The sequence below is a fragment of the Paenibacillus sp. 1182 genome (assembly GCF_017833915.1).
Classification (GTDB): domain Bacteria; phylum Bacillota; class Bacilli; order Paenibacillales; family Paenibacillaceae; genus Paenibacillus; species Paenibacillus polymyxa_D.
This window is the reverse complement of the sequence record NZ_JAFICR010000001.1, coordinates 541,924-555,242: the sequence shown is the minus strand read 5'-3', so window position 1 is coordinate 555,242 and position 13,319 is coordinate 541,924. Positions and strand designations below refer to the sequence as shown.

Here is a 13,319-nt window from a genome sequence, read left to right as displayed (position 1 = left end):
GATTTTATACCCGCAATTAAAATCCTTCCTGAAAATGAACTAAGAAGACTCCAAGCCCCGGTCAAAACGGAGCTGGAGTCTTCTTTTTAATAGAAATGAACATTCAAAGCGGGATGTAAAATTTACATTATTTTACACATCTAACGTATACAAGGGCAGGTTTTCCGGTAAAGCCGCCGGGCGCTGACATGTGCTCTGCATCGTATAAAAGGTCTGCTGATCGGAAGAATCATGGAACGCCCACATCGCTTCCAGCACATGGTAGGCCAGTTCTCCACTAGCGCGGTGAGGCCGTCCGCTGCGGATAGCGTAGGCCATATCGGCAACACCGATGCCCCGTGTATTCTCCTGGTATCCTGGCAGCAGCGGTACCTCTGTCCATTCTTGCTCGCCTAGCAGCCTATAGCGAACTGGCCCTCCGAACGTGTTCGGGTCAGGCACCTGCAGCGTGCCATGAGTACCGTAAACCTCAATCGGTGGCAGAGTGCTTCCACCAAAGATGTCAAAGCTGGTAATCAGCGTACCGACAGCTCCCTGCTTAAAGCGCAGCAACCCGGCCACATGGGTCGGAATATCGACTGGGATAGTCTGGCCTTTCTTTTTCTCGCTCGTAATCGTTCGCTGGTCCATCGCCTTGCCTGTCATGCCCGAAATGGCAGCAATCGGACCCAGCATTTGCACCAGAGCCGTCAAATAATAAGGGCCCATATCAAACATTGGACCGCCGCCGACTGCATAATAAAATTCAGGATCAGGATGCCAATGTTCATGTCCACGGCTCATCATGAAAGCCGTAGCGGCTACCGGACTCCCAATGACTCCGTCTTCAATCAGCTTCAATGATGTCTGTATACCGGAACCGAAGAAGGTCTCTGGTGCGCAGCCGACAAGCAGTCCCTTTTGATGAGCAAGATCCAAGACAGCCTGACCCTGCTCACGGGTGACGGCAAGTGGCTTCTCCACATAGACATGCTTGCCTGCCTCAAGAGCTCTGAGACATACGTCGGCGTGAACGCCCGGAATGGTCAAATTAATGATGAGTTCGATCTCCGGATCAGCCAAAATCTCATCTACCGAATATACATGCGGAACGTTGAACGCTACCGCCTGCTCCTCTGCCCGACCTTGGTCCAGATCCGCTACAGCGTACAGCTCCAGAATGTCGAAACGATGGCAATTTCCCATGTAAATTCCGCTAATTTTACCACACCCGATAATGCCTACTTTCATTTTGTTCATGCCTAGACTCCCTTCTTCTTCAGAAAAAATGGATAATGGCATTCTTTTGTTACATCGGATACCATCCTGTTCACCCTAGCGTTGCTGGTTGTCTGTCATGCCTGTATAAGCCTCTGCGAGAGAGCTGCCCCGGGTGGCCACCGCCTGTTTGCCTGCTGCTGCCCACAGAAATCCGCTGCGCATCATCTCGGTCACTTGAGGCATATCTATGATATCTGCGTGATGCCCCAGCGAATTGTAGAAGACGCGGCCGTTCCCCCAGCGCTTCGTCCATACAACGGGCATATCCACTGGCCCATTAGCTGAATGGGGGCCTGGTACGATGGGAAAGCGTGTGGTTGCCAGCACTTCAACTGCTGGGTCTACGTGGAGGTAATACTGCTCGCTTTTGACCTGAAAATCCTCAATATGGTCTAGAAGTGGGCTGGAGCCGCGCTTCATGTTCACCATGTACTCTACGCCGTCATTGCCGGGATGCGCAACCCATTGCCCGCCTGTCATAAACTGCCAATCCACATTGTTCCGGAAGGCATCACACATGCCACCATGGCAGCCTGTGAGACCTACGCCGCTTTGAACCGCAGCGGAGACATTATCGACCAGTTCCTGCTCAATCTGTCCCATGGTCCACATTGGAACGATCAGGTCCAGGTCAAGCAGTTTCTCTGCATCCTGGTAGGCTTCAAGGGTATTAGACACCTCCACCTCGAACTGCTCTTCCTTCAAAATGCGTTCAAAAATGGCCGCCACCTGCTCCGGCTCATGTCCGTTCCATCCGCCCCATACAATCAGTGCCTTGCGCATCTGTAATCCACTCACCTTTCGGAATGTATTGTTATACTACATTTCTTCAATGGATACCCAGCGGCGTTCCTCTATGGATCGTTCTACCGCTTCAAGCACAGCCTGACAAGCAACACCGTCACGGAAGTTCGGCGACGGTTGCCTTCCTTCAGAGATGGCACTCAACATCTCAAGCATCTCATGGGTGAAGGTATGCTCGAATCCAATCGTATGTCCTGCAGGCCACCAAGCTTCAGAATACTTGTGTGCCGGATCGGTGGCGAGTACGCGGCGAAAGCCCTGAACGTCTTCCTCATCCTGTGTGAAATACACTTCCAGTTCGTTCATTCGTTCAAAGTCAAACCGCACACTGCCTAGGCTACCGTTGATCTCGAATGAATTGGTGCTCCGATGTCCGGCAGCAAAACGTGTGGCCTCGAAGCTGCCCAGCGCACCTCCGGCGAAGCGTGCCAGGAACAGCGTGGCATCATCGACTGTCACTTCTCCCATTGGAGCATTTGCTTCAGTGTTTCTTTTGGAGCTCAACCCGCTCATCTCCAAAGCTAACGGGCGCTGCTGGATGAATGTCTCGCTCATGCCGATCACTTCATGGAACTCGCCAACCAAGAAGCGAGCGAGATCAATCAGATGGGCGCCAAGATCACCATGAGAGCCAGAACCGGCCACGTCTTTTTGCAGCCGCCATACCAGCGGGAAGGACGGGTCCATGATCCAGTCTTGAAGGAAGAAGGCACGAAAATGATAAATTTTGCCTAGGCGACCGCTCTCGACTAGCTGCTTTGCCAGCTGGACAGCCGGTGAAAAGCGATAGTTGAAGCCTACCATATGTCTGACCCCTGCTTGCTCTGCTACCTGCAGCATGTCACGTGAATCCGCCAGCGAGAGCGCAAGCGGCTTCTCACAGAACAGATGCTTGCCATGGAGGGCAGCCTCCACGACAATTTCTTTATGGGCATTACTCGGGGCGTTAATATCAATGAGATCAATATCGTTACGTTTCACTAGATCACGCCAATCCGTAACACTTTCGGTCCAGCCGTACTGGCGGGCAGCTGCCTGAACCCCCTGCTCGTTGCGTCCACAGATAACGGACATCTCTGGCTGCAGCGGGGCATCTGGGAAGAACATGGGTAGACTTCGGTAAGCGTTGCTGTGAGCCTTGCCCATAAATTTGTAGCCAACCATTCCGATACGAAGACGATTAGACATGTCGTGATCCTCCTTATGGGTCTGAGTTTCAACGAATTTTTGACGAATGGTGTTATTGACGAATGGATGACGCCCTGATAATCAGTTCTGTGGATAGGAGTTCTCTTATTGAGTCGCACCCGGTTAGTTCCAGAGCCGGAATGAGATGCTGAGAATCGGGTATAAGCTTCGAGGCTGCAAGCTCCCCCATCTCATAAAAAGGTACGCGGACACTGCTTAGCGGCGGAACAGCCATCTCAGCCGCATCCGAATCGTCATAGCCTACAAACGCCGGAAACCGGTCAGCTGCCAGTCCGCGCTCACGGAGACCCTGCATTACCCCAAGAGCCATCCGGTCGTTCGCCGCAAATACAGCATCAATATCATTCAATTGGTCTGCGATTGTAGCTGAGGCTTCGAGTCCGCTCCGACGGCTATAGTTACCTTCCAGAAGCAGTTCGTGGTCATATTCAATCCCAGCGTCCTGAAGCGCGGTACGATAACCCTTCATTCGCTCAGTACTATTGGAATAGATATCCGGGCCGTTGAGAAAGGCAATCCGCTTGTATCCCTGCTCGATGAGGTGACTTACAGCCGCCCGGCTGCCTTCTACATGGTCTGCATCCACTTCACAGAACGATTGCCCTTCAAAATGGTGATTCATGACGCAGAACGGACGTCCTTCTTCCTGAAGCCTCTTTAGAGCTTCCACCTCATCGTGGTCATCCCTGGCTCCAAGGATGATACAGGTATCGATCCTTTGCTGACGGAAAAGACTACTGTAATCAATCCGTTCCCCCGGCTTCCGGAACAATAGAAGCAGATCAAGTCCGCTGTCTCTAGCCTTGTTTCCGATACCGCTCAGCATCTCAGAGAAAAAATAGGCTGAGAACAAGTGCGCCTTCGGGACATAAGGCATAACCACACCAAGATGGCCACTCTTCCTTCGGGCAAAGTTACGGGCCAGCGCACTGGGAACATATCCAAGCTGATTGGCTGCGTCCAGAACCCTTCTTCGCGTATCCTCTTTGATAGGACCTACCGCATTCAAGACCCGGGATACTGTCGCTTCAGACACGCCGGAAAGTTCGGCTACTTCCTTGCGCGAAACAATATTACCCACCTCCAAATCATTTTATGTACGCGCGTACATTTTCTCATGCAGTCCTACCTCTGTCAATCCCAAAAAGCGTACCCCATAGATGGATAAGCTCTTTTCGTTACTAAAAGAACGTGGTCTCGTGGTTCCTACTGGCAAACAGTCAAAACACCTGATCATATACAAGATACAAAATGATTCTTTAAGGCTTGAGCATGCTGATCATTCCTACTCCTATCATCAGTACTGTAATTCCCGCAAGTATACCTATCCATTCCTGAGGACTCTTCTTTTCCTTAAATATTAAAATGCTGCCAACACAGGCAATAGCAATGCTCGCTTGAGAGATCGGAAAACTAGCCGCCATGCCGATCAGCCCATTGGAAATAAATAGTGCTAGATTCGCAATGCTCCAAACCAATCCTGTCGACAAATTGCGAACCACCAGAGAGAATCGTAGCCGCTTTTTGCCCTTCAGATTCATGGCCATGGCTGAGCATAGCATACCGAGCGATTGCGGTAGAATGACGGATAGCCCGGATATATGAAAAAACTGATTAATCACGACATAACTGCTTAACGCTAACCCCGAGCAAACCAACATTATGATAATGGGTACCGGCAAAGGCTTGGGCAATCCAGCAGACTTGCCCTGATAGCTGGTTAACAGAACTCCTACCAATATACACAGAAGAGAACCAACGCCTATCGCATATTGGTACCCTGTTATCCATTCACCCAAAATAAGTGCGGCAAATAGCGTCGTCCCTATCAACTGCAGACCACAAATCACAGGAATGGCGATCGATACGCTTACTTTTTGAAAAGCTTGAAACTGGAGCAATTGTCCAGCGGCCCAAAAAATACCAGATATAAAACTTACCACAAAATGAATCGGTGTTAATGAGGTAGGATGAATGGTGTACAAGCACAGGGAAAACAGCACAGCACCAATAACGGTACCTGTCAGCTGTTCTCGGGGACTGGCTTTTGTAATATGCGCCAGTATCGGCATAACTCCCCAGCCAAGGGCTGGAATAAAAGCAATAATGAAATCCACGCGCGAAATTCTCCTCCCGTAAAAAGTACTCTTCCTACAATCGTTAAAATGCCATGCAGGAAAAAATCCACAGTTTTACGATAGCAAAAAAAACCGCTTCTAAATACAAATATTTTTATAGATTTATATAGCAAAATCAAAGAAATTTTTTTCTATACGCGCTGGGTGATATGCTCATTACATTTTTAAAAGCTCGCGAAAAGGTCAACTGATCGGTATAGCCGACCGAATTAGATATGACCTGGATCGAATAGTCTGTATGCTGCAGCAATTCGCACGCTTTTTTAATCCTGAGGACTATCAGATATTGTTTAGGCGTTTCACCAGTTTCTAGTTTGAAAACGGAGGTCAGATAATTCGGATGTAGACCAAGGTACTCCGCTACTTCACTAATCTGGATGCCACTGATGTAGTTTTTCTCAATAAAGTTTATCGCTTGCACCGAATAAGGAAGCTGTTCCTTTATCGACATCGTTTCCCCAAAATTGTGTACAAGTTTGGCAAGAATATGGAATAAATACCCCTGTATAGCCAGCGATGAAGAAAGCGTGTTATCTCCGATCCGCAACATCTCAATAATCGTGGAATGAAAGAACGTAATATCTTCGATATCAATTATATAAGGGTTCTGGTGTGGAAGTGATATGTTCTGCAGGTAGATGTCGGATTTAATGCCCATAAAGCCGACCCAACTGTACTCCCAAGGCTCGGCTTCATCCGCCTGGTAATAAGCTACCCTATTGGCCGGAATTAAAAAAGCCTGTCCTTCTCCTATATCGTAATTTTTGTTGTCAATCACCAGCCTACCTCGTCCTTTTAGTACAAAATGAACCAGATTAAAATCGCGGGCGATGGGTCCAAAATCCTGTTTGGATAAGCAGAGCTCTGTGCCACAGTTATACAAAATCAAATCTGATATATTTTTATGCTCTGAACTGGTATACGTATCAACATATTGAATCATATTCTGGCCCATTGGCATCCTCCTCACTTTTCCAAATAAAGAACCTATGCTTGTTAATTTAACAGTATAGCATAAGTTAAGGATGACAAATGTCCAGAAAAAATTTGGCTCTAAACTATATTTTTTTGTAAGGTTCTTTGTTTTTCCCATATCCAACTTAAAAAAAGTCATGTATTTACTATCACTATCTTTGTTATGCTGATTCAATAATAACGCTTTCAAGTGGTTCGACATATTTTGAAAGGGGCTATGTACATGGCTAGTCTACAAGTTAACCAAAAGGAACGGACATTTCACTTAACGAACAAATACTGTAGTTATCTTTTCCGTGTCATGGAGAACGGGCAATTGGAGCATTTATATTACGGCAAAAAAATAGAGTACCTTGGTCAATATGACCGCTTTATCGAGCGAAGCTATCGTCCCGTGTCTGTCGGTGAGTTTGATAGTGACTTGGTGACATCGTTGGAAAGTATTAAGCAGGAATTTCCTTCTGCGGGAAGTGGAGACTTTCGAGAGCCAGCAATTGAGATCATACAGGAGGACGGATCTCATATAATGGAGTTCACTTATGACCATTACGAGGTAATCACTGGAAAACCTAAAATTCCTCATCTTCCAGCTACGTTTTGTAAGGAAGCACATGAAGCAGAGACACTCCTCATCACGCTGACCGATTCTCTTACAGGAACGGTGGCCGTGCTTGCTTACACCATCTTCAGCGAACTGCCCGTGATCACGAGATCCGTATCCATAACGAATTCCGGGAATAATCCCCTGAGAGTCAACCGTCTAATGAGCCTGAGTCTTGATCTTCCTGAAGCCGAATATGAAATTATTCATTTATCAGGGGCTTGGGGCAGGGAACGTCATGTGGAGCGTACACCATTGAGACCTGGGCTACAGTCGATTGGGAGCACTCGAGGAATTAGTAGTCATGTTCACAATCCATTTCTGGCGCTTGCCAAACCCGGATCACAGGAACACCAAGGAGAAGTATATGCGGTTAATCTCGTTTACAGCGGGAACTTTCTTGCCCAGGCGGAAGTGGACAGCTATTCAACTACCCGATTGATGATCGGCATTCATCCTGACAAATTCTGCTGGACCCTGAAGCCAGGAGAATGTTTTTATTCGCCTGAAGCAGTTCTGGTCTATTCTGAGAGCGGTTTAAATGGCATGAGCCAAGCATACCATAGCCTGTACAATAAACACTTAATTCGCAGCAGTTGGACCGAGCGGGAACGACCTGTATTGATCAATAACTGGGAGGGGACCTATTTTGATTTTACTGAGCAGAAAATAGTTGATATGGCAAAAAAAGCAGGTGAACTGGGGATTGAACTCTTTGTCTTGGATGACGGATGGTTCGGTCGAAGAAACAATGATACCTCTTCCCTCGGTGACTGGTTTGAAAATCCTGAAAAGCTACCGAACGGGATCTCGAATTTGGCAAAGAAGATCAATCAGCTCGGGATGAAATTCGGTCTTTGGTTCGAGCCGGAAATGGTTAACTCCGACTCTCATATTATGAGGGAGCATCCAGACTGGGTTGTGGGAACACCCGGCCGTCAACGCAAGCATGGACGTCATCAATATGTTCTTGATTATTCCCAACCGCCTGTCGTGGATTACCTGTTTAAGTTAATGGATGACGTGCTCTCTTCTGCTCGGATCGAATACGTAAAATGGGATATGAATCGCTGTATTTCAGAAGCCTATTCGTTATCTCTGGGCAAGGAAAGACAGGGCGAATTTTTTCACCGCTATGTCCTGGGTGTATATGCTTTATATGAGAAGCTGATTACCGAACACCCTGAGATTTTGTTTGAGTCCTGTGCTTCCGGTGGGGGACGGTTTGATCCAGGGATGCTTTATTACGCTCCGCAAGCATGGACAAGCGACGATAGCGAGGCTATAGAACGTCTGAAGATTCAGTATGGCACTTCCATGGCCTATCCGCTTAGCAGTATGGGTGCTCATGTGTCAAGCATCCCGAACCACCAGGTAGGCAGAACGGCACCGCTGCAAACTAGATCCAATGTCGCCTACTTTGGTATATTCGGTTATGAACTTGACCCATTGGCGTTGTCCGAAGAAGAGTGCAATGTAATTAAAAAACAAATACAAGTATATAAACGTCACCGACGATTAATTACACAGGGAACCTTTTACCGTCTGCTAAGTCCCTTTGAAAAAAATGAAACAGCATGGATGACCATTGATGCAGAACGTGAGCATGCTCTCGTCGGCTGGTACCAGGTTCTCTCACGCCCCAATGCAGCTTATTCACGGCTAAAGCTCATCGGACTGGACGAAATGGCAGTATATTTCGTGGAAGAATTGGACCGACGTTTTACAGGCAGCGAGTTAATGAACATCGGACTTATACTCACCCCGCCTTATAAGGCTGACCAGGATTTTAATATTGCGGAGAAATATGATTTTTCATCTGAATTATTCACTCTAACTAAAGAGACTTCCTCGTGATTGGATTATGACTTGAAGTAATGATATCAAAGACATGACTGAAGAGAGAAATCAAGGATTAAACGAAGAAGTGGTTATCCGTTATGCAGTGTCCGCTGTGTGGGAATTACGGATCAGAAGCAACTCAGTAATTGAGCTGCTTCTTTATTTATCAGGACCAAATACAAGATTGGCGGATTGCTTGGCTTTCTCAATGACATTCATGACCCTCTCGCTGTGTTCAAGCATTTCTGAGACTTTTTCCAAATCTTTTTCCTCGATGATACGGTCAAACTCAACGAATTCGTCATACATTCGATGGGGATGATCTTTCTGATCTACCCGGATTGGCGTTTCCTTATTCGCAGTGTAATCAAAGCAGTCGCATATATTTGCTGAACTTGCCATGTGTATATAGCCCTTATTGCCTTGAACGTTCACTGCATTGGGAGCCGTACTGTCTTTTGAACCTATGCAGACACACTTGAAGTCACCGTAATCAAGCAGCAGCATACCTGAAGTATCAATTCCACGCTCCATGTTCGCCCAATACTGCACTTTCTTCGGGCTCCCGAAAAATCCAACAACCAAATGAATATTATATAAATTAATATCCATCAAGGCTCCACCAGACATCTCCGGATTAAACGCAGGCTGGATTATTCCCGCTTTGAAAGCTTCATACCGAGATGAGTATTGAGAATAGTTGCATTCCACTATTTTGATCTCACCAAGCTTAGGTATATACTCCTTCATTGACAAATAATTTTTCAAATATTGATTCGTTATGGCTTCCACCAATACCAGTTTTCTTTGCTGAGCAATTTCTTTTAGCTCTAGAAATTCTTGCAAATTGGAAGTAAACGGCTTCTCACAGATGACATGTTTACCACTCAATAATGCCTCTTTCGCATATGAATAATGAAGATGATTAGGCAACCCGATATAAACTGTATCCACATCACGACTCATCAGCATCTCGCTGTAATCCGAATAAATCTGAGATATTCCATATTTACTTTGTAAATCCAGTAATTTCCCCTTGTGGCTAGGTCTAGAACAAATGCCCTTTAGTAAAATGGTCGGGATTTCCTGAATAAAGCTTAATAGATCCCCTACGATCATCCCTGCTCCGACAATTCCTAACTTCATTTTAGCTGCACTCCTCTATACCTTTTTCAAGTATTTCCATACACATTATCGTTTCTTCGTCTTTAATCACTTTTTCTTTACCAATTACGATCGACTGATACATATCGTCATACACTCGGGCATAGTCTCCCTTTTCAGAAACGATTTTATCTTCATGATACTCGCCCTTATCATCAAGGTATGTTAAAATGCCATAATGCTCAGGCTGGTCGATGCCGAAATCGGCGTGTCCCTTAGGCAGATAGTATAATTTAAGATGCTCCTCCTGACGATCCTTTGTCTGCTTTATAAAAACGCCTTTTTTGCCGTATACAACAAAACTCGGCCGCTCTTTTAAACGAAAAAAGCTGGATTTAATGGATACCTTAAGTGAGGGATAATAAAAATCTAGATCAAAATAATCATTCATTCTTCCAGAACCGAGCAATTGGCGCACGTCGTAATGGATCGTGTCAGGTTTCCCAAAATAGGCAAGAACCTGGTCAATGGTATGAGCGCCATGTCCATAGAGGTAACTGTTATATTTGGAAAAATGAGAGGTGGAGTTGGGGGTCTCAGGGCGGTAATAATCGAAATGCATTTCCACCTCCAACAAATCACCGAGTTTTCCTGATTCAATAACCTTCTTGGTAGTGAGGAAATCCGAATCGTAACGTCTGTTTTGATAGCACTGTATAATCAGATTTTTCTCTTTGGCATATTGGAAGATGGACACAGCTTCTTCTTTCGTTAACATAAAGGGTTTTTCAACAAGTACATTTTTCCCGTGGTCGAGTGCCATTTTCGCATAAGTGTAGTGGGATTCTACAGGTGTACAGATAACAATCAACTGAATTTCCTTATCGTTCATTAGAGATTCAAGATTATCAGTATACTGCACACCAGGGATTTTCTCCCACTCCCCTTTATCTGGATTACGGGCGTAGATCGTCTTTACGTTCAAATGATCTCTGGTCAATGAAAAAGGAAGATGATACCGATTGGTGCTTTTGCCATTCCCAATATAACCGATGTTAAGCATATTAATTCCCCCTAGGCTCTTTTTCATTTATTATAGAAGAAGAACGTTGATCGTAAAGGATTTGCCGCCAAAATGGTACAATCAACCGAATATTTTTAAAAATGTTTGTTTATTTTCAAACAAAATGTTTATTTTAGATCCTTTATCAAACGTCATTTCAATTGAACCGGAGTGAACCTGTTGAAAATACTGATGCAATTATCCGAAATGCAAAACTTTACACCAAACGAAAAAAGCATTGCATCCTATATTTTGCTTCATAAGGAAACTATCCTGCACTTAAATATTCAGGAGCTTGCAAAGGCAACATATACTTCGCATTCCGCGATTAATCGATTAACACATAAACTTGGGCTATCTGGCTTCAAGGAGTTCATAATCAAACTTGCTCGGGAGTTTCAGCAGAATACCCAGAACATTTCCAATGTAGACCCCAACTATCCATTTGGTTTTGATGAATCCCCACTTCAAGTGGCGAAAGAAATTGCAGAATTAATGAAGGAAACGATAGAAAAAAACTTTACATTCATGGATGATGATTTATTGTCGCAAACAGCCCTATTGCTGGATCAAGCGAAAAGGATCTTTATATATGCGTTAGGAGATTCACAAATCCGTGCGAAAAGTTTCCAAAATAAATTAGTGAAAATTAACAAGTATGTGGTTATAGCTACGGAGCTGTCTGAGTGGGCGTACCATACGGCTAATCTTACGCCACAGGATTGCGCTGTTTTTTTAACTTACCACGGAAAATCACCGATCTTTTTAAAAGCAGCAAAGCACTTTACACATGAAAATATTCCTTTTATCACAATTACAGCAACCAGTCAAAATGAATTGGCCAAACTCAGTAATATCTGTATCCAGGTGCCTAATGACGAAGTAAAACATGCCAAGATTGGTACATTTTCGTCGCAAATTGCCTTTGACTATGTATTAAATGTGATCTACTCCTGTATCTATAAAATTGACTACTTAAAAAACATGCAATTCGCAACACAATCGTTGAAGAATTCGCATCTCAATGACATGATGAATGACGTATAAAATAAATATAGTACTAAAACTAAAAGTCGCCAGTATGGCGACTTTTTCAGTATATATATTGTTCTCCTCAGTCAAGGATCAACTTTCAACTATTGCTTTTTGAATATCATAATCATTGATATCGATATCCAAGGCCATTCCAAGTACCAACTTTGCCAACTGATTTCCAATAAAGGGACCCATGGTCAACCCGGATGCTCCAAGCCCATTTGCCGCTATAAGGCCATTCCAGCCAGGAACAGCTCCGATCACCGGTAGAAAACCGGGTGTAAAAGGACGGAAACCAACTCTTACCTCCTGAAAAGTACTATTTGCTAAATCAGGTGCTAATTCTAAACCTTTATTTAGGATTTCTTGCGTTCCACCTGCTGTTACTCTTGTATCGTAGCCTTCGATTTCATTTTCGTGAGTCGCCCCTATTACGATCTTTTGCTTGTCAAAAGCAAGCAGATATTGATCAGAAGGCGGCATGATTACAGGCCAGGTGCCTGTGTCTTGCCTATTAGAAACCTGCAAATGCATAATTTGTGCTTTTTGAAAGCTAACCTTAAAATGAATGCCCAAAGGCAGCATCAGTTGATTGGCCCATGCACCTGCACAAACAATGACTTCGTCAGATGAGAAGCTGTTTGCACCGACCGTTACTCCTGTTACATGGTCGGAATCGTATTGAAGCACAGCATCCCCATGGATAAGGGTTGCCCCATTTCTTTGTGCTGATCGGATCAACGCATCACGCAGCGCCCGACCATCTATACGAGCGGCACCACTAATATGAACAGAATGGTAACCTTCTACTAACAAAGGAAATTGTTCATGGGTTTCCTTTTCATTTAGTTGCGTAATCTCACCGATTTCTGGCGCATCCGCTTGTCGTAAGTGTGCTCGCTCCTGCATTTTTTTAATTTTCTCCAAATCATTATGAATACTGAGAGCTCCAACTTGAGCATAGCCAGTTTCTGTTTCCCCCTCGCTTTTAAGTTCTTCAATCAATCCGGGGTAAAAACGTGCGCCCGCTTTGGCGAGCTGGTACCAAGCTTGATTGCGTCGCTGTGATAACCAGGGACAAATAATGCCAGCAGCTGCATCAGTCGCCTGTCCTTTATCTTTGCGGTCTACAAGAATGACATCAGCGCCCAATTTTGCTAACTGGTATGCTGTCGATGCCCCCAGAATTCCTGCTCCGATTACGATAACCCTCTTCATGAATACATCCCTTTCCTAAATCACTGTATCCATTATAGCGAATACCGCATGAATGCATAAAGTTTGAAAC

11 protein-coding genes are annotated in these 13,319 nt (G+C 45.1%); 2 read left to right on the top strand and 9 right to left on the bottom strand.

Annotated features, from left to right (window positions below; translation table 11 throughout):
* Positions 1-132: 132 nt before the first annotated feature.
* The 6 genes from JOD82_RS02660 to JOD82_RS02635 all read right to left on the bottom strand — a co-directional run bounded on the left by JOD82_RS02660 (position 133) and on the right by JOD82_RS02635 (position 6,366).
* Positions 133-1,239, bottom strand: coding sequence for a Gfo/Idh/MocA family protein (locus JOD82_RS02660; protein WP_209947496.1), 1,107 nt, complete (start codon positions 1,237-1,239; stop codon positions 133-135).
* Positions 1,240-1,314: 75 nt separating this feature from the next.
* Positions 1,315-2,043, bottom strand: a complete 729-nt coding sequence (locus tag JOD82_RS02655; protein ID WP_029515175.1) for a ThuA domain-containing protein — start codon at positions 2,041-2,043, stop codon at positions 1,315-1,317.
* A 36-nt stretch (positions 2,044-2,079) separates the two neighbouring features.
* A complete protein-coding gene (locus JOD82_RS02650) occupies positions 2,080-3,252 on the bottom strand; it encodes a Gfo/Idh/MocA family protein (protein ID WP_039273095.1) in 1,173 nt (390 codons plus the stop codon).
* Between the two features lie 52 nt (positions 3,253-3,304).
* The gene (locus JOD82_RS02645) at positions 3,305-4,360 is read right to left on the bottom strand and encodes a LacI family DNA-binding transcriptional regulator (RefSeq protein ID WP_176715732.1); all 1,056 of its coding nucleotides are present in this window, start codon (positions 4,358-4,360) and stop codon (positions 3,305-3,307) included.
* Between the two features lie 172 nt (positions 4,361-4,532).
* The gene (locus JOD82_RS02640; protein WP_209947494.1) at positions 4,533-5,390 is read right to left on the bottom strand and encodes a GRP family sugar transporter; all 858 of its coding nucleotides are present in this window, start codon (positions 5,388-5,390) and stop codon (positions 4,533-4,535) included.
* Positions 5,391-5,526: 136 nt separating this feature from the next.
* A complete protein-coding gene (locus tag JOD82_RS02635) occupies positions 5,527-6,366 on the bottom strand; it encodes an AraC family transcriptional regulator (RefSeq protein ID WP_209947492.1) in 840 nt (279 codons plus the stop codon).
* 243 nt (positions 6,367-6,609) lie between these two features.
* Here JOD82_RS02635 and JOD82_RS02630 point away from each other — a divergent pair, with 243 nt between their 5' ends.
* Entirely contained in the window at positions 6,610-8,844 is a 2,235-nt protein-coding gene (locus JOD82_RS02630) for an alpha-galactosidase (protein ID WP_069011834.1), read from the top strand.
* 144 nt (positions 8,845-8,988) lie between these two features.
* Here the strand turns inward: JOD82_RS02630 and JOD82_RS02625 are convergent, their stop codons facing one another.
* Positions 8,989-9,975 (bottom strand): Gfo/Idh/MocA family protein, encoded by a 987-nt coding sequence (locus tag JOD82_RS02625; RefSeq protein ID WP_209947490.1) that lies wholly within the window; start codon positions 9,973-9,975, stop codon positions 8,989-8,991.
* Between the two features lies 1 nt (position 9,976).
* On the bottom strand, positions 9,977-10,996 hold the full coding sequence (locus JOD82_RS02620) for a Gfo/Idh/MocA family oxidoreductase (RefSeq protein ID WP_069011831.1): 1,020 nt from the start codon (positions 10,994-10,996) through the stop codon (positions 9,977-9,979).
* A gap of 180 nt (positions 10,997-11,176) precedes the next feature.
* Here JOD82_RS02620 and JOD82_RS02615 point away from each other — a divergent pair, with 180 nt between their 5' ends.
* Positions 11,177-12,043 (top strand): MurR/RpiR family transcriptional regulator, encoded by an 867-nt coding sequence (locus tag JOD82_RS02615; protein ID WP_209947488.1) that lies wholly within the window; start codon positions 11,177-11,179, stop codon positions 12,041-12,043.
* 78 nt (positions 12,044-12,121) lie between these two features.
* On the opposite strand, the gene JOD82_RS02610 is transcribed toward JOD82_RS02615, so the two are convergent.
* Positions 12,122-13,249, bottom strand: a complete 1,128-nt coding sequence (locus JOD82_RS02610) for an NAD(P)/FAD-dependent oxidoreductase (RefSeq protein ID WP_209947487.1) — start codon at positions 13,247-13,249, stop codon at positions 12,122-12,124.
* Between the last annotated feature and the right edge of the window lie 70 nt (positions 13,250-13,319).

What these genes read in the sequence shown, in the direction of transcription:
- JOD82_RS02660 (WP_209947496.1), bottom strand. Translation starts at nt 1,239, where the DNA reads ATGAACAAAATGAAAGTAGGCATTATCGGGTGTGGTAAAATTAGCGGA.
- JOD82_RS02655 (WP_029515175.1), bottom strand. Translation starts at nt 2,043, where the DNA reads ATGCGCAAGGCACTGATTGTATGGGGCGGATGGAACGGACATGAGCCG.
- JOD82_RS02650 (WP_039273095.1), bottom strand. Translation starts at nt 3,252, where the DNA reads ATGTCTAATCGTCTTCGTATCGGAATGGTTGGCTACAAATTTATGGGC.
- JOD82_RS02635 (WP_209947492.1), bottom strand. Translation starts at nt 6,366, where the DNA reads ATGGGCCAGAATATGATTCAATATGTTGATACGTATACCAGTTCAGAG.
- JOD82_RS02630 (WP_069011834.1), top strand. Translation starts at nt 6,610, where the DNA reads ATGGCTAGTCTACAAGTTAACCAAAAGGAACGGACATTTCACTTAACG.
- JOD82_RS02625 (WP_209947490.1), bottom strand. Translation starts at nt 9,975, where the DNA reads ATGAAGTTAGGAATTGTCGGAGCAGGGATGATCGTAGGGGATCTATTA.
- JOD82_RS02620 (WP_069011831.1), bottom strand. Translation starts at nt 10,996, where the DNA reads ATGCTTAACATCGGTTATATTGGGAATGGCAAAAGCACCAATCGGTAT.
- JOD82_RS02610 (WP_209947487.1), bottom strand. Translation starts at nt 13,249, where the DNA reads ATGAAGAGGGTTATCGTAATCGGAGCAGGAATTCTGGGGGCATCGACA.